Origin of the sequence: Peptoniphilus equinus, assembly GCF_027921445.1 — a bacterium.
Classification (GTDB): Bacteria; Bacillota; Clostridia; order Tissierellales; family Peptoniphilaceae; genus Peptoniphilus; species Peptoniphilus equinus.
Map to the genome: position 1 here is coordinate 595,874 of NZ_CP115667.1, position 25,444 is coordinate 621,317.

A 25,444-nucleotide genomic window follows, 5' to 3' on the forward strand; every position below is an offset into this window, starting at 1 on the left:
AATCGGCATGAAGGCTTCCACACCTTCGTGCCGATTTTTATATGCGAACTTTTATGTTCCGTACAGTTCATCAGAGCGGTCTTTGTTATGGATGCCATGGTGAGCGTACGGTGTGGATGGTAGAGCGAACCTGAGAAGGGGTGCTAACCACGACGTTACGAACCATAAAAAAACCACGTAACTATCACGTGGTTTTTGTCATTTACGGTTAACTGAAAATATTCATAAAGAAGTCGCCCATGAGACCGGAGATGAGGAATGTCCCCACAATGACGAAGATGGAGACGATAATACCTCGGACGCCGACTTGTTTAAATGCGCCCCAGTCTTTGCCGATGATGACGCCGGCGTAGGCGAGAATCGGCGTGACGACAGCGTTGAGGCTGATGTTGTTCACATGAAAGATGATTTGTTCCGAGACAGGGGAGATTGGAGAAGCCACGAGGATGGCCACCACTGAAATCCACAGTACAGCGGAGATTTTTTTCACGGGCACGACAAAGGAGAGCAGATAGCCCACAAGACAGATCAGTGCCAAGATGATCATTCCCGGCAGGGATTCCACTAGGCCGTAGTCGTAACCCACCATGTTACATGCGACCGAGAGGACAATGGTAAAGAGGAGTGCGACAACAATGTTCGGCATTTGTGTTTTTAATTTTTCCATCAGTTCTTCCCCCTTTCTTTGCCGCCAAATTTACGGTATAAAAACTCGGTGATAGGCAGGCCTAAAAAGACGCCAAGAGGCAGGGCAATGACGCTGGAAATTAAATTGGACAGTCCTGCAAAGGCGGTCATTTGTGCCTCAAGGTCCGGATGGTTGGCGATGAGGGCGGAGAGGCCGGCGGTCATCATGGACGCCGAACCGGCACCGGTTCCCATGGAAGCGGCCAGAGGTGAGACGACACCGAGACTGATGGCAATGGAAGAGACCACGCTCATGACGATGGGGCCCAAGATGGTTCCGATAATATAGACTGCCATGACGCCTCTAAATTCCGCAGACTGTGCGCCGTAGTTGTCTTGAATCAGACCGACGTTCGCTTCACGGCTTAGTGCGTGGCACATACCGATGGATTCGCGCTTGAGTCCGAGGAGGAGTGCTATAGGCAGGGAGATGATAATAGTGCCGAGGTTGCCGAAGTTTTGAAGCACCAAGGCGAGACCTGCTTTTTTAATTTCTTCCAATTGAGAGCCGCTGGTCACACCTAATTTTGCAATGAGCAGTGCCAAGGCCACGCCCATCATAAAGTTGGCATTGTCGGCATTTTCTTTTTTTACAATTTTTGCTGGTGACATATAGAGGGCGAACATGATCAGCATGGACCAGATCAGTGGTGAAAAGACGATGTTGATCGTGCCCACGGTGAGGGTTTTCGGGCCGATGATCTCAGCGACGATGGCGATGATTAAGACGCTAAGGTGAAGACGAAAGTCGGTTTTCAAATCCGGTTTATTCATTGATGCACCTCAGCTTTCAACATATCCAGAGCCGTGGCGACGAAAATGGACACGCTCTTATAGAACGTGCTTTCATCCAGGTCAAATTTGGCGTTGTGGTTCGGATAGCATACGCCGTCTTTCGCAGGTGCAAGGTTGGACAGAAACATAAACGTGCCGGGGATTTCCCGGAGGTAGAAGGCCATGTCTTCGCCGCCCATCGTCGGCACTTCCATATCGACAATGTCATCGGGATAGAGTTTGGAGGTAATGCCTTTGACATAGTGGGTGAATTCAGGGTCGTTGTTGAGCACAGGATAAAAGCGTTCGTAGACGGTAGTTGCACTGCCGCCGTAGGTGGTGGCAATACCGCTTGCTATCTCGCCGATGCGGCGTTCTACCATGTCCCGGGTGGTTTCGTTTAATGTGCGGGCGGTGCCCAGCATATGCACTTCGTCAGGGATAATATTTTGAGAAGATCCCCCTTCGATTTTGCACACTGAGACCAGTGCGCGATCCACAGGTGAAAGCTCACGGGAGATAATCTTTTGCAGTCCCAAGAGAATTTCGCCGGCAATGATGATAGGATCTACCGTTTTTTGCGGGTTGGCACCGTGGCCGCCGATACCTTTGACGGTAATGGAAAAGCGGTCCATCGAGGCCATGAGTTCATTGTCTTTGAAGCCGATGGATCCGCGAGGCATATCAATTAAACTGCCGCCGTGCATACCCATGATATAATCCGGTCTCGGATTTTCCAACGCACCTTCGTCAATCATCGGTTTAGCGCCGCCGGGAATTTCCTCACCGGGTTGAAAAATAAATTTGACGGCACCGTGCAACGCGTCTTTGTGTTCATTTAAAATTTTGGCGACGGTCAGGGCGATGGCGGTGTGGGAGTCGTGACCACAGGCGTGCATGTTGCCGGGGTGTGTCGAAGCGAACTCGAGGCCAGTCTCTTCGGTGACAGGCAGGGCATCCATGTCGGCACGAATGGCGAGGCACTTGCCTTCCTCTGCGCCATAAATGGTTGCGACCAAAGCGTTGCCGTTGATAAGCTCACGATAAGCAATACCGAACTCATCCAGCTTGCGCTTTACGTAGGCGACGGTTTCAGGCAGTTCCAATTCCAATTCCGGAATTTGATGGAGAGCCCGTCGCATTTCAATCGTCAAGTTTTCGTTGTCTTTGGCTAACTTAACAGCATCTAGCGTCATGGTTTTCATTCCTTTCTTGTGTAGGTAAGATACAAATGAAACAAACATAGAATGTTTACAATATAAAATACATTCTAAGAGCATTATAAACTTGAAAGCTCAACAATTCAATGTCGACGGGTTCTTCAAATGCTACAGCCGGGGGCGTTATCGTGACGCCGTGAATTTTAAAAAAGTAAATTCCGTTAAAAAATGGTTACAACTTCAAGAACTTGTGCCTGTTTCTAGCCGAGAGGAAGGATTTAGCTTATAATAGCATTAGAAATAGGAGGCATTATGAGACTTGTCAATTCAATTAAATCGACGCTGATGCGTTCGAAGTCCTCTTTTACACAGTTTCCGGCGACGATGTTTGCCGTAGTCATTGCCGCTTTTGCCTTTATGATGGCAGTGGGCAGCGAACCGGAAGGCCCGCTTAGCGCTGATTATTTTGATGTCAGGGTGGGGTATCTCTTTGTCTTTATTGCCGTGGCGGGTCTATTTGTCAACCTTGCCATCCACGGTATTATGCAGAAGGATGCCCTCGGTACGATAAAAGAAAAAAACAGGCTGATTATCCTTGGCTTTGTCACGGCCTTTATGCTTGCCGTAGGTTCCATCGGGGTTGTGCTTTTCAGCAGTGAAGGCATGCTCTTCCAATATGAGATGGGCTATATTTACTTCGGAGCGCTCTTAGCGACCATTATCGGTTGTTTTTATGTGGCGCGTTTCTGGTTCCACAAAGATTTCGTGACCTACACGGTTAAGATTGTGGTGGCGGGTATGATTTCTCTTGGCTACAGCACGGTGCTCTTAATCGGTATGTTCAGCATCTACTTTGCACTAAGACAGCTTTTCGGTTTAGATGTCGGGGACACAACGTATATGCGTACCGCCATCTTTCTCTACCTGCCTTTTAACGTGGGGATCTTTCTTTCCAACTATCCCAAGGCCAATGCGTCGTATGAGAGTTTTAAGTTGGACAAAGTGGTCGTGGTGTTAATTCACTACATTCTCATTCCGATTTTTGTCGTCTATGCGGCGATTCTGTACCTTTATTTCGGCAAAGTCATTTTCACTGCGGAAGTGCCGAACAATATTCTTGCGGATCTCGTGTTATGGTTCAGCCTTTTTGAAGCGGCCTTTGTCTATCTTTTAAAGGCCATTGACGATGTTCCCCTGATCAACGGGTTTCGCAAATGGATGCCTGTGGCGATGCTGCCGCTTCTCGGAATGCTCTTTTATGCCATTTTTCTTCGCATCGGCGCTTATGCCATGACGGAAAATCGCTACTTTGTCATTATGGCGGCCATTTTTGTGCTTCTGAGCAATCTCTATTATATTTTTTATCGTGCTCACTCCAACATTGTGGTGCCGGTAGTGCTCAGTCTGATGATTTTAATCAGCACTATCGGACCTCTTAGTGCTTACAACATGGCGGCAAGAAGCCAGAATCTGCGCCTTGAAAATCTCCTGCGCAAGAACAATATGCTGCAAAATGCTGAGGTGATGCCGACTAACGATCTCAGCGAAGAAGACAGACAGGAAATTTTTGAAATCGTGGATTACATGAGCAATCATCACCACGCTTATGAACTGAGTTTTGTGCCGAAAGACTATCGCCACACGGATGATAACTTTGCTGAAGTCTTCGGCTTTGAACCGGTCATTGCACGTCAGACTTACAACGACGGCGATGTGAGCTACTATGCCTATGACAATCTCACCGCCATTGACATCAGCGGATTCAATCAGCTGATTGATTTGAGCTTCTCATCGGATATCGACGATGACACGACGTTTAACGGCTATCGTGTGTACAGCAGTCACGGCGAGGTGGTAGTCGCACGTATGGTGAACAAAAATTACGTGAAGGTTTTTTCATTCACTATGAAGGACGTGATCGATAAGGTTAAAGTGCTGCAACGCAATAACATCAACATTTCACCGGAGGAGCTTGCCATTACAGGCGAACATGAAGGCATTCGCTACAAAGTCTTGTTCACTCAAGCCTCTCAATACGGCGTATCCAACACCGTTCAGGACGTTCGGTTCTATCTCATGGTGGAATAACTGCACATAATTATCACAAGGCGCAGCTTCGGCTGCGTTTTTTGTTCCCTTAAAACCGCCTGTCACTCACCGTGTGTGGTACAATAGCTCTATGAACTACGACAGAGTGCCGGGGACGGCTTTAGACATTTTACAGGATGACCGACATTTTAAATATACTTTGGATGCTCTTGCCCTCAGTGCTTTTGCACGAGCACGGGCTCGGGGGATGGTGGCGGACTTAGGTGCGGGCACAGGTATTCTCGGCTTTCGTCTTTTGGATCGTGTGAGTCGGCTTATCAATGTGGAGCAAAACGAGGCGCCTTATAGGCTCCTCTGTCAGTCGACACTTCACAACGGTGTGGCGGGTAAGATTGAGAATTTGCATGACTCCATTACCTGTTTAAAAACGCCGGCGTATCATCAACGTATGGATGTGGTGATCACCAATCCGCCGTACTATGCCATGAATCTGAAGACGGACAACGACTCCAAAAATTTTTCGAAACATCAGGACAACTTGGAACTCTTTTTAGAGGTGGCAAGCTATGTGTTAAAAGATCGCGGCTATTTTTACCTGGTCTTTCCAACGACACGCCTTGTGGATGCCATGGCCCACGCAAGGCAGGTGCATTTGGAACCGAAACGTCTGGTGCTCCTTCAAAAGGATATGGTGTCCGAACCGAAGCGATTTTTAATGGAATGTGTGAAGGGCGGCGGCACCCAACTTCGTGTGACGACGTGGATTATGGATGAAACTAAGATTGAGATGATAAAGGATATGAGACTATGATTTACTTTTGCCCGACGCCCATCGGCAATTTGAGCGACATTACCTATCGCACGGTGGAGGTGCTGGAGCGGGTGACGACCATTGCCTGTGAGGACACGCGAGTGACCCAAAAGCTCCTCAATCATTTACAGATTAAGAAAAAACTGATCAGCTATCACAAATTTAACGAGCGGCAAAAGGCGGCGAGTTTAGTGGCACTGGGTCAGGAGGAAGATGTGGCGGTGGTGAGTGATGCGGGGATGCCCGGCATTTCCGATCCAGGAGCGGTGCTTGTGGAGGCGCTGATTGAAGCTGGCGTGGATTTTGAAGTGCTTCCGGGGGCGAATGCCGCTCTGACCGCTTTGGTAAGCTCGGGTCTTAGCACGGAGCACTTTTTGTTCTATGGGTTTTTGGATGCCAAGGAGGGCAAGCGTAGAGAACAGCTTGAAAGTTTAAAAGCTCTGCCGTTTACGCTGATTTTTTATGAAGCGCCTCATCGGATTTATAAAACTTTGAGCAGTCTCTATGAAGTGCTCGGACCGCGGCATGTCAGTGTGAGTCGGGAACTCACCAAGCTTTATGAAAGTCACTACCGTTTCAGACTCGGGGAAGACACCGATGAGATTGCCGACAAAGGTGAATTTGTCATTGTGGTGGAAGGAAGTAGTGACGTGCCGACGTATGATGTAAAAGCTATGCTTCAGGCCTATATGGACGAGGGCATGAGACCGTCTCAGGCGGTAAAAGCTGTGGCGAAGGCGACGAACCTGCCGAAGAACACGATTTATGAGATGAGCCTGGAGCTTAAGGAGAAGGCATGAACGACAGCATGGAGCGGCTGAAGGTCAGTGTTGAGGCATTGAATGAGGCGCTGAAAACAAAGTATACCAACTATTTTCACATGAGCGATGAGGTGTTTCGTCGTGACGTATTAAGTGAGATCGGCACATTGAGCCGACTTCAAAAGTTAGATGAAGCTTCGCTGAGCTCTCTGGGTGAGCTGGTGGGGGTCGACGGTTCGGTGGTGAAGGTGGGCGGTCTCTATCCGCACTATGTGGAGCTCTACCGCGGTCTTGCCAAAAGCACGTACAACCAAGCCGTCACCGTCAATGATATCTATACGCCGATTTTGGAGCGGGATACTGAAGAGCGCAATCGCGACAGAATGCTTGCCAAGGTGGAACTGGATGCGGCAATTGAGTTTTTATCAACCTATTCGCCCCGCATTGTGATGATGGATGGGGGGCTGATTCGCTACAATATTTTCGACTCCGTTCACTTCAAAAGGTTGGTGAATCTGTGTCGGGAAAAAGATGTGATACTCATGGGGGTTATTAAAGATATTAAGACCGATCTCATCAGCAGTACCTTGGGTCTTAGTCATGGGTACGACAGAGAATTGCTTCACGGGCGGCTACAGCGCGGGGAAGTGCTCTATATCGACAACGACATCAGCAGAAAATATAAAGAGGCCGATCTGGTATCGGCTTTTTTGCGCACAGGGGTGGACTCCATGTGTATCGGATTGGATTTAATGGCGGAGTATGAGGATCGACTTCCCATGATGGCGAATCTTGTCTACACGTTGACGCCGGAGCACTCACGAGGGGTACCGTTGTGGCTTGACATTGTGGATAGCGAGGTAAAACTCACTGAGGCTATGGTGCGCAGTGTATTGGAGACGTATTTGGATCGGGATATCTACCGTCGCTTTTTTATTTCGGAGCGTGACGGTCGGACACGATAGGGGGATAGAATGTACGATATGACAGTGGTCGGGATGACGTCGTCCCGAGAAGTCTATGCGGCAAATCGCAAGCGGAATTTTCGCATTAATGAGTTTTTAGTTATTGAAGATGCCTCAGGCGATATTTTGGCGGAAGTGGTGGAAGCGAATACCTTTAATCGCTACATACCTTTGGAAAAGGGCGGTGACTTTGTGGATCAGTCGGTGATAGAATCCTTAAAGTCCATGGGTTACGACGTGTCGGATGAGACGATTTATCTGGCCAAACTGCGTCTGCTTCGAGAGGCGAACTATCCCATTATTTCCGGGTCGTCGCTGAGGCTGCCTCATTTCAGTGAAGTGAAGTCTCATCTCATCGGCACAGAGCCTGAGGCGGGACTTATTCTTGGGGCGATTCGAAATACGGATGACATAGCAAAAGATATGCCGGAGTCTTACAAGGATCACTTCGAGACGTTGGAAGGTTCAAGGACGGTTATGCAGTATGAAGTGCCCTACATCATGGACTATCGCAGCATGCACGAGTATCCTCACATTGGGGTTTTTGGCGGATCCGGCTCGGGGAAAAGTTTCGGCCTTCGGGTGATTTTAGAAGAGCTGATGAAAAAATCGGTCCCGACTGTGGTGTTGGATCCCCACTATGAGATGGACTTTCAGGCGTCGGCCTATGAAGACAAGTTTTCCGTCCATCGCATCGGACACACTATCGGCATTCGTTTTGAGGACCTCTATGCCTCGGATTTGAAAAATCTTCTGGAGACCTCCGGGAACTTAAGTGATCCCATGAAGAATTCTATTGACATGCTCTTCAATCCGGGAGAGAGCTTTTTTAAATTCAACAAGCGAGTGGATGCCATTGTCACAGGCTTTGACTACGGGTCGGTGGAAAAGATTGACCGCAAGATAGACGATCTGGAAGCGGAGGGGAAAAGGGACGAGGCGGAGAAGTTAAAACACGTCCGAGCCACCTTTGACAAATATCAAAACGCCACTAACCCGGCTACGTTAAAAGGAATTTTGTGGCGGCTGGATCGGCTGAAGTATGAAGGTGTTTTGAATAAAGACATTGCGCCGATTATTGACGGACTGATGGCAGGTAAGCTCCAAGTGGTGCAGGGTTCTACGCGAACTATTGAAGTGTTTGCCACGTACCTCATCAGTAAACTCTACAAGATGCGCAGGGAGTATCGGGAAGGCATCTATGCCGGTGAGGCGCGGACGTTTTTTCCGCCTTTTGTCATTGTGACGGATGAAGCTCATAACTTTGCGCCAAAGGGCTTGGAATCGCCGGCGAAGTACAAGCTCAGAGAAATTGCTCAGGAGGGAAGAAAGTATGGCGTCTTTTTAGTCTTAGCGACGCAGCGTCCGACGCTCCTGGACGAGACAATCACCGCACAGCTCAACACCAAGCTTATTTTCAGAACCGTTCGGGCATCGGACATTGACACGATTCGCGAAGAGACGGATATTTCTTTAGAAGAGTCCAAACGGCTGCCCTATCTCACCACCGGCGATGTCTTTATATCTTCGTCGAAGATGGGTCGAACTGCCTATGTGCGGATTCGGATGGCGGATACCAAATCGCCTCACAAGGAAAATCCGTTTGACGAACTGGATACCATTCGCCATGCCACGCATCAGACGTTTTATGAGGATATTAAGGCGTATCTGCCCATCAGTCCCGGTGCCGGAGGCGGTTTAGCCGTGCTTCAGGAACTGGAAAAGGACGGGATCAGACTCACTTTAGATCAATTGGTATTAAAACTCGACGGTCTGGTGGACGCCGGATTGGTGGAACTTGAAGAAAATCCGATATTTGGAAAGGTTTACACCAGAAAATAAAATTGTAAACGGCAGACGGCTGTATTATAATGAGCGTTAAATATAAAAAAGAAAAAGGTGATTGTATGGAATTCGGATTTTTATCAATTGTACCGCCTATTGTGGCCATTGCTTTGGCATTGATGACTAAAGAAGTCATCACCTCCCTCCTAGCGGGCATTATTGCAGGGGGACTTATTTTGACCGGAGGGGATATCGTGAGCGCTCTGGAGAGTGTCTTTGATCTGATGGGGACGAAAATTGGGGACAATGCCCTGATGATTCTCTTCCTAGCACTACTCGGCTCCTTAGTTATGGTGATGAATATGGCAGGGGGATCCTTTGCCTATGGGAAGTGGGCCAGTAAAAAAATCGGCAGCAAGTCGTCGGCTAAGCTTGCCACAGCCATTTTAGGGGTGCTGATCTTCATCGATGACTACTTTAACTGTCTCACCGTAGGTGCGGTTATGAAGCCTATTACCGACGCCAATCATATCTCCCGGGCAAAGCTGGCTCACATCATTGACTCCACGGCGGCGCCGGTCTGTATTTTGGCTCCGGTCTCAAGCTGGGCGGCTTCTGTGGTGGCGATTATCGGCGATACCGGTGTTGAGAACCCGATGCAGGTGTTCCTGTCCACCATTCCTTTAAATCTCTATGCCCTGTTTACGCTACTTACCGTGTTGATCTTTTCTGTGACCAAGTATGAAATCGGTGCGATGGAAGCTTTTGAACGTGAGGATACGTCCAAGCTTGTCTCTGAAGATGAAGTCGGCTATCAACACTCGGACAACGGGCGAGTCATTGATTTGGTACTGCCGATTTTAGTGTTGATCGGCGTCACCGTTGCCATGATGCTGCGCACTGGCGGTTTCTTTGACGGCACGGATGCGGCGACGGCGTTTGGGGATGCCAATGTCAATTTGTCTTTAGTTATCGGTTCTGTCGTGGCGATTGTTTGTGCTTTTGTGATGTACATTCCTCGCAAGCTGGTCAGCTTCAGAGTGTTTATGGACGGTATCGTCGACGGCATGAAGTCCATGATTGCGGCTATTGTCATCCTTATTTTAGCCTGGACCATTGGCGGCATTACATCGGAAGAGTACCTCAATACCGGCGGCTACATTGCAGGACTCATTGAACAGTCTCAAATGCCGATGTGGATTTTACCGACAATTATCTTTATTGTGGCAAGTTTTCTTGCGTTCTCCACAGGGACAGCCTGGGGGACATTTGGGATTTTAATTCCTATCGTGGTACCGATTTTAATTCAGTCCAATCATATGCACTATATCTCCATTGTATTGGCCGCGATTTTCTCAGGGTCGGTCTTTGGCGATCACTGTTCACCGATTTCAGATACCACGATTTTATCGTCAGCCGGAGCGGGGAGCGATCACATCGCTCACGTGTCATCTCAGATCACCTATGCGATGATTTGTGCCGTGGCGACGGCTGTCGGATTCTTTGTCGCAGGCGTGACGGACAACAATATCATGGCACTGCCTGTGGGCGTTGCGGTTTTAGCGGTTATTATCTATGTGATGAAACGACGTACGGTTGCTAAGTATGGTGAGGTACAATGAAGGGCATTGAAAAATTTTTGATGGATGAGGCGCTCCTGCGAGCCCTTAAAGAAGACGTCACGTATGAGGATGTGACGACGGCAAGTGTCTTTAAAGAGAATGCTCGGGCGACGGTGGAGTTGATTTCCAAAGATGAGGGGATTCTTGCCGGGCTTGAAGTCTTCAGGCGGACCTTTTTACTCCTGGATCCCCAGACTTCCTTTGATTTGCAAAAATCTGACGGCGACGCCATCACCAAACAAGAACTACTCGGTACCGTGACGGGAAGTGTCCATGTGCTTCTTACCGCAGAGCGTGTGGCGCTCAATATGCTCCAGCGAATGAGCGGTGTCGCCACGTATGCCCATAAGATGGTGACGACACTGGATGATCCTCACACTAAAATTGTGGATACGCGAAAGACGACGCCCGGCCTTAGAATTTTTGAAAAGTATGCCGTGACTGTCGGCGGTGCGTCCAACCATCGTTACAATTTATCTGATGCCATTTTGCTAAAAGACAATCACATCGGTGCTGCGGGTTCGGTGGCAAAGGCCATTGCCATGGCAAGGGATTACGCAAGCATTACCACGCCGGTTGAAATTGAAGTGGAGAGCCTTGAGTTGGCTGAAGAAGCGGTTAACGCCGGTGCCGACATCATCATGTTAGACAACATGGATGTGGCGAGCATTAAAGAAGCGGTGGCTCTTATTGGCGGACGCAGCAAAGTGGAACTCTCAGGCAACATCAATCTGGACAATGTGGCCAACTATCGCGGACTTGGGGCGGACTTTATTTCCAGTGGTGCGATAACTCACTCCGCTAAAATTTTGGACCTGTCCATGAAACACTTGAAAGTTATTGAATTATAAAAAAAGGCTCCGTAACCACGGAGCTTTTTTGCGAAACTTATAGGCGAATGTAGGCATAACCCTCTTCATTTTGCAGGCGAACGGTTTTTGCGATGAGCAGATCTTCGATGACGATGCCGTTGGGCAGGAGATCAGGTTCCATCTTATAGTTATCCATGGCCATTTTGGAAATGCTGAAGTGAACTTTTGGTGAGTCCAAGAGATCCCCAAAGTCGAGGCCTGAGTAGGCGGTAAAGATTTGAGCGGCTTCGGCGCCGACAATCACTTCAATTTGTGCGTTGCTGTCATAGCTAAGTAAGTCGCGAATATTGTCTAAATTGGTTTGCCATTTTGTTTGATCAAGTATGTGAAATATAACCTTCATGCCATTACCTCCTTAATTAGTTATATTGTACCACTTTACCATAGGCTTTAAACAAGCTGGCGAGTTTGGTTTGACAGGAAAGTATGAAGCTTGTGAAGGGAAGATAGATTGGTTATAATGAACAGAAGAAATCACTACAGAGGAGAGAGAGCATGAAAGCAATACTTACCATTATCGGACAGGATTTCACCGGTATTGTTTATCGCACCTCGGAACTTTTGGTGCAGTACAATATCAATATATTAGACATCAACCAAACTATTATGGACGGCAATTTCACCGCCATGATGATGGTGGATTTAAAAGATGCCAACGTGAGCTTTGATGAAGTGCAAAAGGGTTTTAAGAAGCTCAGTGAGGAGATCGGCGTCTATATCAAACTTCAAAACGAAACCCTCTTTAACACCATGCACAGAATTTAGGTGACCTATGGATCAAAGAAATATACTTGAAACAATCAAGATGCTGGAGGATGAGCATCTCGACATACGCACAGTCACTATGGGTATCTCACTGCTAGACTGTATTGATTCCGATTCGAAGCGGGCCTGTGATAAAATTTATGAAAAAATGATGCGGGAGACGGAAGGCTTTTTAGATGCCACTGCGCGGATGGAGCGACTCTATGGCGTGCCGATTATCAACAACCGCATTTCTGTGACTCCCATAGCCCTGATTGCGGCGGCAAGTGAATTGAACGATTACACACCGTATGCTCAAGTTTTGGATCGCGTGGCGCATGAAGTCGGCGTGGACTTTATCGGCGGCTTTTCCGCGCTGGTACAAAAGGGTATGGGGCCCGGTGATGAAAAGCTCATCCGTTCGATCCCTCATGCACTCTCAGTGACGGATTATGTGTGCTCCAGTGTGAATGTGGCGACGACAAAAGCCGGCCTCAATTTGGATGCCATTGCCCTTTTAGGTCGGACGATTCGGGAGCTGGCAGAAGCGACGAAAGATCAGGACAGTATCGGATGTGCCAAGTTTGTGGCCTTTGCCAATGCGGTTGAGGACAATCCGTTTATGGCGGGCGCTTTTCACGGCATCAGCGAAGCCGACACGTGCATCAATGTCGGCGTCTCAGGCCCGGGGGTGGTCAAAGTCGCCCTTGAGAAGCAAAAGGGCGCGCCGATTGATGTTGTGTATGAAACCATCAAAAAGACAGCTTTTAAAATTACACGCATGGGTGAGTTGATTGGCCGAGAAGTGGCCAAGGATTTGGGCAAGACTTTCGGCATTATGGATCTGTCCCTGGCGCCGACCCCTGCCATTGGAGACAGTGTGGCTCGCATTTTGGAGGAGATCGGCATTGAAACTGTCGGTGGTCACGGTACGACGGCAGCTCTTGCGCTGTTAAATGACGCTGTGAAAAAGGGCGGCCTCATGGCTTCTTCCAGTGTCGGTGGTCTTAGCGGCGCTTTTATTCCTGTCTCGGAAGACGAGGGTATGATCAAAGCTGCGGCCTCAGGGCATCTGACTTTTGACAAGTTGGAAGCGATGACGTGTGTGTGCTCGGTAGGATTGGATATGATTGCCATTCCGGGGGACACGCCGGCGGAAACCATCGCCGCCATCATTGCCGATGAAGCGGCTATTGGCGTCATCAATCAAAAGACCACAGCGGTTCGGGTGGTTCCCGTCATCGGAAAGTCTGTGGGAGATCGTGCAGAATTTGGCGGGCTCCTCGGGTATGCGCCGATTATGGACATAGGCAGTACATCGGCGAAAGATTTTATTCATCGCGGCGGGCATATTCCCGCACCGGTGCACAGCTTTAAAAATTGACAAAAAAAGGAGCTTAAGGGGCTCTTAATTAGGGATTTATTTCCTTAAAATTTAATCGGCATGAAGGTATTAACCTTTGTGCCGATTTTTATATGTCAATTTTCCCTATGAAGTTCCAATAAATCCAAATGGTCTGTTTCTTTAAATTTGTACCTGGAACTTTTTCTGATTGTTCTACATAAATCTTGTCTACAAATATTCTTATCATTTCTGGATCAAGTTCTTTAATATCGGTGTACTTCCTCACAAGCTTTAGGAATGATTCCACATTAAGTTCTTCTTTTTGCGATTTTGTAATAGTTTCTTCAAGTTCAGCTATTCGTTTTTGAAGTAGATTTTCTTCTTCATCATAAGCTTTTGCCATTTTTTCAAATCTTTGGTCAGATATTTTACCTTCCAAGTTATCTTCATATAGGTTTTGAACGATAGAGTCAAGTTTTTCAATTCTATCTTTAGAATCTTCTAATTCCTTTTTCTGACTTCTTAATACCTGATTTAACTCGCTGGTTTTCTTCTTCAAAACTAAATCTACAAATTCTTCCTCATGGTCTTTTGCAAAGGCTGTAACTTTCCTAATCTCCCTCAAAAGAATTTCTTCAACTTGAATGTTCTTAATTTGATGTGAGGTACATTTGCCTTTTTGCTTTCTATAGGATGCACAAACGAAGTATTCTTTATCACGAGACCAGCCTTTACCTCTTACTTGATACAATTTTGCTCCACAGTCTGCACAATAGAGCATACCAGATAGGGCAGGCATTTCTCCTAAGCTGTTACGAACTCGTCTTGTTTTTCTTATCCTTTTTACAATATCAAAGGTTTCTTCATCAATAATCGGCTCATGAACATTATCGAAGATAGCCCATTCAGATTTTGGATTGTCTACACTTTTCTTGGTTTTGTAAGATTTTCTCTTAGTTCTAAAATTTATAACTTTCCCAAGATATTCTTCTCTATCTAAAATAGTAGCTATTGTAGCAGGATTCCAATTACATTCCTCTTCTGGAGTGTCAACAGGGAAATTGAGTCCTATAGACTTAAAATGCTCGGCAGGGGTTGGGATTTTTCTACTCTTTAGTTCACAGGCAATTTGACTTGGACCAAAACCCTTAATACAAAGGTTAAAAATTAGCTTTACAGTTTCAGCTGCAACTTCATCAACGATCCACTTGTTTTTATCTTCCTTATCCTTTAAATAACCATAAGGCGGATTAGTTGTTAGTGGTTTTCCACTTTGACCCTTAGCCTTAAAAACAGCCTTTATCTTTTTACTTGTATCCTTAGCATAGAACTCGTTGAAGATATTGATAAAGGGTGTAAGGTCGTTTTCTACTTGGTTATTTGAATCCACACCATTATTTATAGCGATGAATCGTATATCATTATCTGGAAATAAGACTTCTGTGTAAAATCCTACCTTTAGATAATCCCTACCAAGTCTACTCATATCTTTTACAATAATATTTTCAACTTTTCCATCTTCAATTAAGGCATTTAGTTTATTCCAAGAGGGTCTATCAAAGTTCGTTCCTGAATAACCATCATCCACAAAGAACTCTAGGTTTTCAAATCCCATATCCAGAGCATATTTTTCTAATATGTCCTTTTGATTTCTTATGGAGTTACTTTCGCCTTGAAGTTCATCATCTCTTGAAAGCCTACAGTATAATGCTGTAATCTTTTCATTAGCTGAAAAGTAAGAAGACTGTCTATTTAATTGTTCCATATTCTCCTCCTTTCGGACAGCCTTCAAGTGGCAATTACATATTCCCGTACTTTTCAGACTATATCAAGTTAATTAAGCTGATAAATTGGATCTATTCAAAGTATCCACATTGTTTAATATGAGCTTTCTTATGATTTGTTCGACACTCTTTTTTGCATTTTCACTTTTCATAGAGTGAACTGTAAAGATTGTGCCAGATACTTCGATATTCTCCGACTTTTTAATCTCATTCTTTTTAGTTTCTACCATTGGCATTATTCTTCAATGGATAAAGTAAGGACTGAATCCTTATACATTAGCTTTGCATCTAAATATTCTCGCATAATGAAGCCTTGATGTTGTTTAAGAATAAACATCTCGGACAATCTTTTTATGGTAGGATTTTGTCTTTCAATAATCCAATAATTTGAAAAGTCACCTAAAGCTACTGGTTTTTTACCTGTATCGATATCTGGCATAAAGTTTGAGATTAGAATTTCTTTTCCCATGAAAGTGACATCATATTGATTCCACAAGAAGTTACCTTGACCATCTTTTAAGCTTTGAAGATAAAGAGCAGTTTTATCATTCATTATCCATTTTGCATTTTCCCTGTATTCACTATCTAAAGAGAAGAATAGTTTTTTCAAGTCATCAAGCTTTAGTTCTTTTGTAGCAGATAGGCTTTTAATTTTGTCATCTTCTAAAATCCCCAATGGCTCATTTTGACCACTACCTTCTACAAAGGCTTTATCTTCTGCCTTAGCAAAATTATGAGCAAAGGTATCTAGGATTATTTTCTCAATCTTAGTTTGAGGATCATTTAGAAAATCTTCGTGAATTGTAATTAAGTTAGATAATGTGTTGTATTCTAAATTCACATCCATATCTTTCATTTCTAAGGCATCTGCAAATAGGTCATGTTCTCCTGCTTTTGTCCAAGTCGCCATAGATTTACTTGGGAAAGTTACAATAGAAGATGAATCTATATCATTTTTTAAAACTGTAGCTTCTTTTCTAACTACGCTCTTTTCTGTAAGTTTAGCTATAAAGTATTCTGTGCTTTCTGCATCCATAAAAGGTGAGCCATCTTGGATAAGACCAAGACCCTTAAAATCTGAATAAGATGATTCATCCTTGTTTCTTAAATAATTCCATAAATTAGTTTTATAGGAATTAGCAGACAATATTTCGTTTCTTTTTGATTTTTCTTTAATTAACATAAATTTCTCCTTTATATTTTTAAATTTGGGGTTAATACCCCCTTTGAACTTGTTTTTTTGTGCGTAAGAGGGCGGCACCGTTGATAGGAAAAAGTCTCCTGGAGATTAGGATGCCCCCTGGGTTACAAATTATTTTTTACTCTCAATATATTCTTCGGCTTCTTCTAAAGAAGGGAAAAACATATTCTTAAATCTTCCATCAATTACAAGATAAGACTTGTCTCCTTTAGCGAGGATAATTTTATACTTATCTTTGTTAATTACATTTAGAATTTCATACTTAGTGTCCTTTAAGTCCACAGCTGTGAGTCTATCTTTTTCAAAAATATCTCCAATAATCATTTCTGCTCCTTTCAAAATATCTGGGGCAGTGTGGCAGGTGAAAATTAAACTTCCCATAGAGAATAGAAGTTTTAAGTCCTATATATTTACCTGCCACATTGCCACCTTTATTTATAGACTAAAATTATTTTGCTTTAGAAAGGCTACGATACTTTCTGTTCCTTTGAATGGAATAACTGTATCTTGATTATCCAGTGTGTAGTTGTATATTTTTTCTTTGACAACTTTTACAGGTGACTTGTCGGACTTATGAAGAATAATCGTATCTCGTAGCTTAAAGGCATTCTCCAATAAGTCTTCAGTGACTTTTTCATTGTTTCTGTAAATGCACATAACCTTACAATATTCAGTTAAGTCTTTTAAGTCATTTAGCTTGATTTCGCTTTCATCTTTTTTAATGACATACCTATCATCTTTTTTTCTTTTTAATTCTGTAGATATTCCCTTTGGGGAAGTCACCACAATCTTATTTTTTAAAGTAAACTTTCTTTCTAAATCTTCTTTTGTAATCATTTATATTCCTCCTAATTTTTTAACTTTGCTTAAACTTCTAATTACACACAATCATAAGCACCACCTCCTTAAATGAGGGCAGGTGTGGCAGGTAAAAAAGTATTATCCATATAGATACAAAATTTCTAAATTAAATTTTTCATCTGCCACATTGCCACAGACTTTATAGAAATTCAGAAATTAACCTATAGCCTGTTAGGACTGTGGTCTTGTGTTTTCCATCCTTAGGTCTTTTTCTTTTGATGGTTGCTTTAGATTCCAGAGATTGCTTAAAGGTCTTCATGCTTTCAAGATAGTAGCCATTTTCTAAAGACCAAGACCTATACCTTTCGTAAACTTCAGAGGTTCTAACTTCATAGTCTTTCCCTTCTTCTAAGCAATCTTCCATAAAGATAGCAATCTTATCTGATTCCTTTTGGTATTTAAGAGTTGCATCTTTTACTGAATCAGGAATAGTTAATCCTTCTTTTTGTAAAAGTTTGTAGCCTTCAATAAGCCAGTTTAAGATTGCAGACTTTACTTCTTCTTTTGCAAATTCTGTCTTTAATGTTTTATCTTGTTCCTCTTCAGTAAAATGCCTGTCAAAGGGAATGATGAGCATTCTTCCACTGGTAAATACAGTCACATCATTAACTATGGGTAGGTAGTTGGTGTTGATGTAGATTTTAAATTGAGGTTTAAAGTCAAAGGAATTCTCATGTAGAAATCTTGCATTAATAGTGTCATTACCAGTAAGACTTTTAACTTGTGCAACATTTAAGGGTAGTCCCTTGCCTGGCTCTGGAATATTTACAAAGCGTACTCCTGCAAGTCTCGCTATCTCTTCACTGGGTCCAGAACTATTTACTTTGTTTTTTAGAGCTAGTGTTTCAGGTCTTGATGAACAGGCATAAGTTCCGAGGACTTTTAATATGGATTCACAAAGAGTTCCTTTGCCATTTCTCGTGGTCATTCCATAAAGAATTGCCATGCACTCATGCCTTGTATCTCCTGTAAGCCCATAACCTAATATCTTTTGTAGGAAATTAGCTTTTTCTTTATCTCCACTCATAATTTCATCAATGTAGATGTTCCATCTCTCATTTAATGAGTGAGGATCATAGATAACATCAGCCATTTTGCTTAAATAGTCAGAACTTCTGTGCTCGTAAAATTCCATTGTTCTTAGATTTAAAGTCCCATTTGTACAGTTTAGAAGGTAGGAGTCTTTATCGAAGTCAGATACATTTAATGGATGATGAACCTCTGCATCTTTTAATACGCTGACCCTATAACCTCTTGCTTGCCATCTGTTTGAGAATTTGATATAAGCTTTTCTTTTATGTTCATCTTCAATATCAAGGGCAAGGATATGAAGTAGGTTTGCAAGTTTCATACATAATTTCATAGCTTTTAAACTTCCAGTATCAGCTATCCAGATTCCGTCTTCGTAGAAATACCAGGCTTTCCTTTCTGGAACATAGCGAAGAGAATCCTTATGAAAGTCTGCAAAAATTTTTCCTGCACCTATATCTGTCCATGAATACTTTGAAGATAAAGGAAGTCCCATTTCTTTTAACTTTTCAATAGATAAGTCAAACTCGATACTTGGGTCTATTCTTGCAATAGGCTTATAGACTTCTTTTAAAGAGGAGATTGCTTTTTCAATGGTTATTTCTCCGTAGGTTTTTCCTCCTCGATTTTCATCCCACTTATCCCTAAAAAGTTCCGATTGTCTAAAGAGCCTATCTATCTGGTCAGCATTTCCACCTGCATAAAATGCAAGGATTGAAGTTAAAGCTAGGTCTGCTTCACTGTAAGAGGGATAGTCTTTAATGTTTCCAGCCCATAGATTTAAAAATTTCTCTTTATTAATTGCATTAGATGCTTTTTCAATAACTTCCTCATCATTTAAATAGCTTTTAAAATTTTGTTTAGTAGATTTACTTTGTTTTTCTCTTTTCAGATATTTTTCTAAAAGCCAGAGTAATCCATTGGATTCTTCGACAATCTCACCTTCTTGATAGACATGACCTGTCACAGTTACAAAGCGATTCGTAAAGCCAGCAACATAGACTTCAACTTTTTTAGTTTTCATCTTGTAGATGTCCTTGTTGTAAGTTATTGAGTTTGGTAGAAAAGTAAAGATTCTAAGTCCCTTACCACTTGGACTAAATTCAATGTATGACTGTGGAAAATGGCTAATTATTTCCTTTGCTAAATCATTTAAAACTCCGTTGATTACACAGTCATCCACATCAATAGCTACGAGTTTTCCATCAACTCTTATCCCAAGTCCATCATAGGAACTAAGTTTTTCAGATGCTTTATCAAAGGATGTAAAAGTCTTTGGATTATTAACGGATGCATAGCCTTCTGTAGTTGGATTAAAAGGTATCTTTGTCTCCTTATTATTTCTTGTTTCATATTTCCATAAGCACCAGCTTGCATTTTCTTTTAAATACTTTGGTATATTTTCTAAATTCACATATCTACTCCTTTCATATTTTTTTGAAGAAGAAATATCCCCTCATATTCCTTAGGACAGTTAGAAGAGTTTTGAGTAATCTTTTTATCCTCTACCTATATAAGTAAAGTTGAGAAATAATTTTCCGGTTATTTTAAAAATATTTTTCTCCCTCTACTAGCCCTAGGACATTTTTGATGGTTTTGTTAGGTTTTATTTTTCCTCTCATATCACAGGCGAAGAAAAACATAGTTTTTTCAACCTGTGCTAAAAATTTTTCTCTCCTAAAAGACTCAGGACATTTTCAAAGGTTTTGAGTAATTATTTCTTCATCTATCTGTATAAGTAGGAATTAGGATGAATTTTCCGGTTATTAAAAAAATATTTCTCCCTTCACTAGCCCTAAGACAAAAATGGTGGTTTTGATTAGCTATTTAGAAAATTTAATTCTATTAATTAAAAAAAGACGGAAATAAATCCGTCTTAAGAAATATGTAAAGATTAAGTTGTAGAATGTGGTATAATATTATAGAAAAACTGTACAAAGTAGAAGATTAATTTGAGGTGAGTTATGGGATTTTCCTATGATAAATTATGGAAAAAATTAATAGATGAAAAGATGAATAAACTAGACTTACAAAAAGCCATAAACACAACTCCTCATACCATAGCTAAAATGGGACGAGATGAAAATGTTAGTATGGAGATACTTGGTAGAATTTGTAAATATTTTAAGTGTGATATATCAGAAATATTGGAGTATAGAAATAAGTGACAGTTTATATAAGAATTCTGTATTATATTTGTAATTACGGACTTTAATTGATGGTGTCAGAAACTATGAAAAAGATATTAATAATTGAAGATGATAAAAATTTAAATAAAGGACTTTCCATAGCCTTAAATAAAGAATATGAAATTTTTTCTGTAAACACAATTAGTGAAGCTAAAAATTTTATTGATGATGCGGATTTGATTTTACTCGATATGAACTTACCAGATGGAGATGGTCTTGAAATAATAAAATATATCAGAGAAACTTCATCAATTCCCATTATAGTTTTATCTGCCATAGATCTTGAAGCATATATCATTTCAGCTATAAATTTAGGGGCAGACGACTATTTAACCAAGCCTTTTTCTTTAGGAATCCTAGAAGCAAAGATAAAAAGAGCCTTTGAAAAAATAGTGTCTAGTGATTTAAATCTTTACAAGAAAGAGGGTTTAGACTTTAATTTCAATGAAAGTAATTTCTATGTAGATAATAAAAATATAGATCTCACAAGAACAGAGACAAAAATTTTGTACTACCTGATAAAAAACAAGTCTCAGGTTATTACTAAGGAATTACTATTTGATTTTGTTTGGGGAATAGATGATGAATTTATTGATCAAAATACACTGAGCGTCAATATTTCTAGGATAAGAAATAAATTAAAACCTTATGACCCAATAGAAACGGTATTTGGAGTTGGTTATAAATGGCAGTTTTAATAGGTTTTTTAGCTCTTATAATTGGAATTATTTTATATAAATACATTGTCTTGAGAAATGAACTGGGTGAACTTTCAGACTACATTGATAAGGCTTTGGATGGAAATTTAGAAACTACAGAATTTGATGAAAAGGAATTATCTAAAATAAAATCAAAACTCATTAAATTCTTATATGCCAGCCAAGTAAAAGAAACAAAAATAAATACAGAAAAAAGTAAAACAAAAGATTTAATAGCAGATATATCACACCAAACCAAGACACCCATTACCAACCTTTCTTTATACATTAGTCTTTTAGAAGATGATCCGAAAGATGAGTATCTTGAAATTATAAAGTATGAACTTAATAAACTAGAATTTTTAATACAAAACCTAGTAAAATCTTCTAGGCTCGAATCAGATATTATTTCCTTACAAAAACATCAAGCAAATTTAAAAGACATAGTAGAAGATGTTTTGAGAGAATTTAAAGTAATATTGGATGAAAAATGTATAATCATAGATTTAAAAGCCGAAGACTTAATTTTCAATTTGGACGAAAGATGGCTTAAAGAAGCTATCCACAATCTTGTAGATAATGCTATAAAATACTCGCCCAATGGTTCTACTATTAACATTTCAGTTTATAAATCTTACCTAAACTACAATCTAGACATAGAAAATGAGTGCAAAGACTTATCAGAAGAAACTTTGCCAAAGATATTTGAAAGATTTTATAGAGGAAAAAATTCAGTTTCCAAGGACGGTTTGGGTTTAGGTCTATTTATAGCCAGAGAAATTATAGAAAAGCATGGTGGAAATATAAGAGCGTCTTTAGACGAAAATAGAATAAAATTTTCAGTAGACTTCCCCTTGTGAGAAGTCTTTTTTCTTACAAAACTGTAAGAAGTCTTGTAAGTACTTTGTAAGATATGAATGTTATATTAAATGTAAAGAGGTGACATATATGTTAAAAGTAGAAAATTTAAAAAGATATTATAAAACAAATGACGTGGAAGTAAGAGCTCTTGATGGAGTATCTTTCGAAGTAAACAAGGGAGAATTTATTTCTATAATTGGAGCAAGTGGATCTGGGAAATCAACCCTATTACATTTACTAGGTGGACTTGATTATCCTACAAGCGGAAAAGTATTGATTGATGGTACAGACATTTATGCTTTAAAAGATGATGAGAGAACTATTTTTAGGAGAAGAAATATTGGTTTTGTCTTTCAAGCATATAACCTTTTGCCAATGTTAAATGTGTATGAGAATATAATTATTCCCTTTGGTCTAGATGGGGATGCGGTAGATAAAAAATATGTTGATTTTGTAATAGATATACTTGAGATAAGTGATCAAAAAAATAAAATGCCAAACGAATTATCTGGTGGACAGCAACAAAGGGTTGCCATAGCAAGAGCCTTGGTTACCAAACCATCTTTAATTCTAGCTGACGAACCTACAGGAAATTTAGATTCAAAATCTTCTTCCCAAGTTGTTTACTTACTAAAAAAGATTAATAAAGAGCTTGGAAATACTATTCTTATGATTACTCACGATGATGCCGTCGCTCAAGCTGCAGAAAAAACTCTAAGGATAGAAGATGGAAAGCTGGTGGGAAAAAATGAAAGTCAAAAATAAAGCTTATATAAGGCACCTTGCAAAAAATATTTTAAATGCAAATAAAAGTAGGAGAAATATTCTCTTATTAGCAATTGCTTTGACTTCTATACTATTTACAAGTCTATTTTCAGTTGCCTTAGGTTTAGGAAAAAGCATGGAAACCCAAACGATGAAAACTGTTGGAACAATCAGCCATGGTTCTTTCAAAGATATTTGTGATGAAGATGTAGAAATATTAACCCATGATAAGGATATAAAGGATTTTTCAGTTAGAGAGAAAGTTGGCATTCTTGATGATGAAAAAGTTATGGCAGAACTATCCTATATGGACAAAAAAGGATTTGAATGGTCTCTAATAGAAAAAGTTAAGGGAAAGTTTCCGGAAAAAGAGAATCAAGTATTTATAGATATAGCAACTGCTAAAAAGTTAGGTTATAAAGGAGAAATTGGTGAAGAGATAGAAATTCCATACAGTATTGAAAAACCTTACACAGGAGAGATTATAGAAAAGAAAAGTGAGAAATTTATTATATCGGGGACTTTTCAAAATCCTATTGACTCCAACGTTGGTGTAGGACAAATCTATCTATCAAAAGCTTATGTAGATCAATTATCCCTTCCGGGAAATAATAATGACGTGGAAGTAATGCTAAAGAATTCCTTTATGATAAGGGATAAGCTTATAAAAATTGCAGAGAGAAATGGTTATAAAGTGGTAGATGACCCTGGAAATCTATCCGACAAAGAAATAAGAATTGGTGTTAACTTTGCATATATTTTTTCTGGTGATAGTAGTTTTGATTTTAAAACATTTTTACCTTTCTTAGCTTTTTTGATTTTAGTAATTGTAGCGGGATACTTAATAATAAATAATATTTTTAAGATATCCGTAAATGAAGATATTAAACTTCTAGGACTTTTAAAAACAATTGGAATGACAAAGCCACAAATCAAAAAACTTATTCATCTTGAGTCTTTAGCAGTCGCACTTCCTTCAATAATAATTGGAGATATAATTGGAATTTCTATCGGAAAAATCATTTTAAACAAAATATTTGCAAGTAATGAGATGTTAACGAATGTAAAATTATCACTAACGGTAATGGTCTTAATTATCTTATTTTCGACAACCTTTACTTTGCTTACAGTATTTCTATCGGTGATGAGACCTGCAAGGTATGCAGCAAAAGTTTCTCCAATAGATGCCAGCAGATACAATGAAACCACGATAAAAAAGAAATATAAAAGCGAAGATATTTCTCTGGGAAAGCTGTCTAGAAGACAAGTTTTTTCCAATAAATTTAGATTTATATCGATAGTTCTTTCTATTAGCTTATCTGCAGTTATTTTAAATAGCGTTTTAACTTATACCGGCAATATTGATCTAGAAAAGGGGATTTCTGATGTAATTGCAACGGACTATAATATAGCAAGCCCAAAATATTTTAGGTATATGTACTCAGGAAGTGAAGACGGTATTAATGAAAAGTATATCGGTGAAATAGAAAACCATAAAGGATTTAAAAGTGGAGGTGCCTTATATTCATACGGTTATGAGTACACATATCCGGATATAAAAATAGAAGACAATAAAGTTGCTCCAATATTATTGGGAATAGATGACTATTTAATAAACAAACAAAAATTTATAGATGGAGATTTTGATAAAGATAAATGGCAAACTGGAAATTATGTCATTGTAGGTGAAGATAGCGATAAGAAATCTTCATTTAAAGCTGGCGATAAAATAAAGATCAAAGTAAAAAATAGCATTAAAGAAGTCCAAATTATGGGAAATATTAATTATAATTTTTCCGATGGATTGAGATATTATCCTATTATCCAGGAAAATCAATTTGATGAGTCTAGCCCTGAGTTAGATTTAGAATATTTTTATTTAAATCCTAATTTGTACAAAGAACTCACAGGCGATAATAGTATAATGTCCTATGGATTTGATGTAGAAGATAGTGAAAAGGAAAATTTTGATAAGTTATTAAAATCTTTTGAAAATGAACCAGGATTTTCCTATGACTCAAGAGATCTTCAAATAAAGTCTTTTAAAGATTTCAAAAATCTTATAGAATTTGTGGGTTATAGTTTATCTATAGTATTATTCTTAATATCTGTACTGAATTTTATAAATGTTATTGCTACTGAAATTTTGAGAAATATGGTGAACTTATCAATCCTTGAAGCAATTGGAATGACAAAGAAAAATATTAAAAAATATTTGGTGAAAAAGAATTTGATTTATTCTTTATGCGGCTTAGTATTTTCTTTCATCATTATGCTTCTTGTAGATAAATTTATCTTGTTGGATTTTATGGAACAAACTAAGTGGACTTCTTATAAATTTGTAATCACGCCACTTATTCTTGTAAACTTTGTAAATATAATCATTGGAGTAATATTTACTGGAAAGTTTTATGAAAAGCACAGCCAAAATAGTCTTGTAGATAGAATAAGAAGTTTAGAATAACATTTTTTATGTTAACC

At 40.6% G+C, this 25,444-nt stretch carries 23 protein-coding genes; 14 read left to right on the top strand and 9 right to left on the bottom strand.

Features of this window, described 5'->3' with window-relative positions; translation table 11 throughout:
* Positions 1–208: 208 nt before the first annotated feature.
* From O6R05_RS02930 to O6R05_RS02940, 3 genes are read right to left on the bottom strand one after another with little or no spacing between them, the layout of a single operon-like run.
* Positions 209–667, bottom strand: a complete 459-nt coding sequence (locus O6R05_RS02930) for a hypothetical protein (protein ID WP_271192047.1) — start codon at positions 665–667, stop codon at positions 209–211.
* Positions 667–1,461, bottom strand: a complete 795-nt coding sequence (locus O6R05_RS02935) for a DUF3100 domain-containing protein (RefSeq protein ID WP_271192048.1) — start codon at positions 1,459–1,461, stop codon at positions 667–669. Before O6R05_RS02935 ends, O6R05_RS02930 begins: the two co-directional genes overlap by 1 nt.
* Entirely contained in the window at positions 1,458–2,666 is a 1,209-nt protein-coding gene (locus O6R05_RS02940) for a M20 metallopeptidase family protein (protein WP_271192049.1), read from the bottom strand. Before O6R05_RS02940 ends, O6R05_RS02935 begins: the two co-directional genes overlap by 4 nt.
* A gap of 267 nt (positions 2,667–2,933) precedes the next feature.
* Here O6R05_RS02940 and O6R05_RS02945 point away from each other — a divergent pair, with 267 nt between their 5' ends.
* From O6R05_RS02945 to nadC, 7 genes are all read left to right on the top strand, one after another.
* Positions 2,934–4,709, top strand: a complete 1,776-nt coding sequence (locus O6R05_RS02945; RefSeq protein WP_271192050.1) for a DUF4153 domain-containing protein — start codon at positions 2,934–2,936, stop codon at positions 4,707–4,709.
* 91 nt (positions 4,710–4,800) lie between these two features.
* Entirely contained in the window at positions 4,801–5,481 is a 681-nt protein-coding gene (locus tag O6R05_RS02950; protein WP_271192051.1) for a tRNA1(Val) (adenine(37)-N6)-methyltransferase, read from the top strand.
* The gene (gene rsmI, locus O6R05_RS02955) at positions 5,478–6,281 is read left to right on the top strand and encodes a 16S rRNA (cytidine(1402)-2'-O)-methyltransferase (RefSeq protein WP_271192052.1); all 804 of its coding nucleotides are present in this window, start codon (positions 5,478–5,480) and stop codon (positions 6,279–6,281) included. The genes O6R05_RS02950 and rsmI overlap by 4 nt, the downstream gene beginning before the upstream one ends.
* Positions 6,278–7,207 carry a DNA double-strand break repair nuclease NurA gene (locus O6R05_RS02960; RefSeq protein WP_271192053.1) on the top strand — a complete coding sequence of 310 codons (930 nt, stop codon included), beginning with the start codon at positions 6,278–6,280 and terminating at the stop codon, positions 7,205–7,207. The genes rsmI and O6R05_RS02960 overlap by 4 nt, the downstream gene beginning before the upstream one ends.
* Before the next feature lie 9 nt (positions 7,208–7,216).
* Positions 7,217–9,049 (top strand): ATP-binding protein, encoded by a 1,833-nt coding sequence (locus tag O6R05_RS02965; RefSeq protein WP_271192054.1) that lies wholly within the window; start codon positions 7,217–7,219, stop codon positions 9,047–9,049.
* 65 nt (positions 9,050–9,114) lie between these two features.
* A complete protein-coding gene (locus O6R05_RS02970; RefSeq protein ID WP_390904746.1) occupies positions 9,115–10,614 on the top strand; it encodes a Na+/H+ antiporter NhaC family protein in 1,500 nt (499 codons plus the stop codon).
* Positions 10,611–11,465, top strand: a complete 855-nt coding sequence (gene nadC / locus O6R05_RS02975) for a carboxylating nicotinate-nucleotide diphosphorylase (RefSeq protein WP_271192056.1) — start codon at positions 10,611–10,613, stop codon at positions 11,463–11,465. The genes O6R05_RS02970 and nadC overlap by 4 nt, the downstream gene beginning before the upstream one ends.
* 37 nt (positions 11,466–11,502) lie before the next feature.
* Here nadC and O6R05_RS02980 read toward each other — a convergent pair whose 3' ends face one another.
* Entirely contained in the window at positions 11,503–11,829 is a 327-nt protein-coding gene (locus O6R05_RS02980; RefSeq protein WP_271192057.1) for a DsrE family protein, read from the bottom strand.
* A gap of 152 nt (positions 11,830–11,981) precedes the next feature.
* Here O6R05_RS02980 and O6R05_RS02985 point away from each other — a divergent pair, with 152 nt between their 5' ends.
* Together O6R05_RS02985 and O6R05_RS02990 are read left to right on the top strand one after the other, a co-directional pair.
* Positions 11,982–12,251, top strand: coding sequence for an ACT domain-containing protein (locus O6R05_RS02985; protein WP_271192058.1), 270 nt, complete (start codon positions 11,982–11,984; stop codon positions 12,249–12,251).
* Positions 12,252–12,258: 7 nt separating this feature from the next.
* Positions 12,259–13,614 carry a PFL family protein gene (locus tag O6R05_RS02990; RefSeq protein WP_271192059.1) on the top strand — a complete coding sequence of 452 codons (1,356 nt, stop codon included), beginning with the start codon at positions 12,259–12,261 and terminating at the stop codon, positions 13,612–13,614.
* Positions 13,615–13,702: 88 nt separating this feature from the next.
* Here the strand turns inward: O6R05_RS02990 and O6R05_RS02995 are convergent, their stop codons facing one another.
* From O6R05_RS02995 to O6R05_RS03015, 5 genes are all read right to left on the bottom strand, one after another.
* Positions 13,703–15,340, bottom strand: a complete 1,638-nt coding sequence (locus O6R05_RS02995) for a recombinase family protein (protein ID WP_271192060.1) — start codon at positions 15,338–15,340, stop codon at positions 13,703–13,705.
* A gap of 254 nt (positions 15,341–15,594) precedes the next feature.
* A complete protein-coding gene (locus O6R05_RS03000) occupies positions 15,595–16,542 on the bottom strand; it encodes a phage major capsid protein (RefSeq protein ID WP_271191630.1) in 948 nt (315 codons plus the stop codon).
* Between the two features lie 129 nt (positions 16,543–16,671).
* Positions 16,672–16,941: a hypothetical protein gene (locus tag O6R05_RS03005; RefSeq protein WP_271191631.1), complete on the bottom strand. Its 270-nt coding sequence runs from the start codon at positions 16,939–16,941 to the stop codon at positions 16,672–16,674.
* Positions 16,942–16,995: 54 nt separating this feature from the next.
* Complete coding sequence (locus O6R05_RS03010; protein WP_271191632.1) at positions 16,996–17,397, bottom strand: hypothetical protein; 402 nt, start codon at positions 17,395–17,397, stop codon at positions 16,996–16,998.
* A 163-nt stretch (positions 17,398–17,560) separates the two neighbouring features.
* A complete protein-coding gene (locus tag O6R05_RS03015) occupies positions 17,561–19,864 on the bottom strand; it encodes a phage/plasmid primase, P4 family (RefSeq protein ID WP_271191633.1) in 2,304 nt (767 codons plus the stop codon).
* A 550-nt stretch (positions 19,865–20,414) separates the two neighbouring features.
* On the opposite strand from O6R05_RS03015, the gene O6R05_RS03020 reads away from it, so the two are divergent.
* The 5 genes from O6R05_RS03020 to O6R05_RS03040 all read left to right on the top strand — a co-directional run bounded on the left by O6R05_RS03020 (position 20,415) and on the right by O6R05_RS03040 (position 25,427).
* Complete coding sequence (locus O6R05_RS03020; RefSeq protein ID WP_271191634.1) at positions 20,415–20,618, top strand: helix-turn-helix domain-containing protein; 204 nt, start codon at positions 20,415–20,417, stop codon at positions 20,616–20,618.
* A 65-nt stretch (positions 20,619–20,683) separates the two neighbouring features.
* A complete protein-coding gene (locus O6R05_RS03025; RefSeq protein ID WP_271191635.1) occupies positions 20,684–21,337 on the top strand; it encodes a response regulator transcription factor in 654 nt (217 codons plus the stop codon).
* Entirely contained in the window at positions 21,325–22,197 is an 873-nt protein-coding gene (locus O6R05_RS03030; RefSeq protein ID WP_271192061.1) for a sensor histidine kinase, read from the top strand. The genes O6R05_RS03025 and O6R05_RS03030 overlap by 13 nt, the downstream gene beginning before the upstream one ends.
* Before the next feature lie 88 nt (positions 22,198–22,285).
* Positions 22,286–22,963, top strand: coding sequence for an ABC transporter ATP-binding protein (locus O6R05_RS03035; protein WP_271190990.1), 678 nt, complete (start codon positions 22,286–22,288; stop codon positions 22,961–22,963).
* On the top strand, positions 22,926–25,427 hold the full coding sequence (locus O6R05_RS03040) for an ABC transporter permease (protein ID WP_271192062.1): 2,502 nt from the start codon (positions 22,926–22,928) through the stop codon (positions 25,425–25,427). Before O6R05_RS03035 ends, O6R05_RS03040 begins: the two co-directional genes overlap by 38 nt.
* Positions 25,428–25,444 lie beyond the last annotated feature (17 nt).

Excerpts from the sequence above, each read along its gene's own strand:
- O6R05_RS02930 (WP_271192047.1), bottom strand. The coding sequence starts at position 667 with ATGGAAAAATTAAAAACACAAATGCCGAACATTGTTGTCGCACTCCTC.
- O6R05_RS02935 (WP_271192048.1), bottom strand. The coding sequence starts at position 1,461 with ATGAATAAACCGGATTTGAAAACCGACTTTCGTCTTCACCTTAGCGTC.
- O6R05_RS02940 (WP_271192049.1), bottom strand. The coding sequence starts at position 2,666 with ATGAAAACCATGACGCTAGATGCTGTTAAGTTAGCCAAAGACAACGAA.
- O6R05_RS02945 (WP_271192050.1), top strand. The coding sequence starts at position 2,934 with ATGAGACTTGTCAATTCAATTAAATCGACGCTGATGCGTTCGAAGTCC.
- O6R05_RS02950 (WP_271192051.1), top strand. The coding sequence starts at position 4,801 with ATGAACTACGACAGAGTGCCGGGGACGGCTTTAGACATTTTACAGGAT.
- rsmI (WP_271192052.1), top strand. The coding sequence starts at position 5,478 with ATGATTTACTTTTGCCCGACGCCCATCGGCAATTTGAGCGACATTACC.
- O6R05_RS02960 (WP_271192053.1), top strand. The coding sequence starts at position 6,278 with ATGAACGACAGCATGGAGCGGCTGAAGGTCAGTGTTGAGGCATTGAAT.
- O6R05_RS02965 (WP_271192054.1), top strand. The coding sequence starts at position 7,217 with ATGTACGATATGACAGTGGTCGGGATGACGTCGTCCCGAGAAGTCTAT.
- O6R05_RS02970 (WP_390904746.1), top strand. The coding sequence starts at position 9,115 with ATGGAATTCGGATTTTTATCAATTGTACCGCCTATTGTGGCCATTGCT.
- nadC (WP_271192056.1), top strand. The coding sequence starts at position 10,611 with ATGAAGGGCATTGAAAAATTTTTGATGGATGAGGCGCTCCTGCGAGCC.
- O6R05_RS02980 (WP_271192057.1), bottom strand. The coding sequence starts at position 11,829 with ATGAAGGTTATATTTCACATACTTGATCAAACAAAATGGCAAACCAAT.
- O6R05_RS02985 (WP_271192058.1), top strand. The coding sequence starts at position 11,982 with ATGAAAGCAATACTTACCATTATCGGACAGGATTTCACCGGTATTGTT.
- O6R05_RS02990 (WP_271192059.1), top strand. The coding sequence starts at position 12,259 with ATGGATCAAAGAAATATACTTGAAACAATCAAGATGCTGGAGGATGAG.
- O6R05_RS02995 (WP_271192060.1), bottom strand. The coding sequence starts at position 15,340 with ATGGAACAATTAAATAGACAGTCTTCTTACTTTTCAGCTAATGAAAAG.
- O6R05_RS03000 (WP_271191630.1), bottom strand. The coding sequence starts at position 16,542 with ATGTTAATTAAAGAAAAATCAAAAAGAAACGAAATATTGTCTGCTAAT.
- O6R05_RS03005 (WP_271191631.1), bottom strand. The coding sequence starts at position 16,941 with ATGGGAAGTTTAATTTTCACCTGCCACACTGCCCCAGATATTTTGAAA.
- O6R05_RS03010 (WP_271191632.1), bottom strand. The coding sequence starts at position 17,397 with ATGATTACAAAAGAAGATTTAGAAAGAAAGTTTACTTTAAAAAATAAG.
- O6R05_RS03020 (WP_271191634.1), top strand. The coding sequence starts at position 20,415 with ATGGGATTTTCCTATGATAAATTATGGAAAAAATTAATAGATGAAAAG.
- O6R05_RS03025 (WP_271191635.1), top strand. The coding sequence starts at position 20,684 with ATGAAAAAGATATTAATAATTGAAGATGATAAAAATTTAAATAAAGGA.
- O6R05_RS03030 (WP_271192061.1), top strand. The coding sequence starts at position 21,325 with ATGGCAGTTTTAATAGGTTTTTTAGCTCTTATAATTGGAATTATTTTA.
- O6R05_RS03035 (WP_271190990.1), top strand. The coding sequence starts at position 22,286 with ATGTTAAAAGTAGAAAATTTAAAAAGATATTATAAAACAAATGACGTG.
- O6R05_RS03040 (WP_271192062.1), top strand. The coding sequence starts at position 22,926 with ATGGAAAGCTGGTGGGAAAAAATGAAAGTCAAAAATAAAGCTTATATA.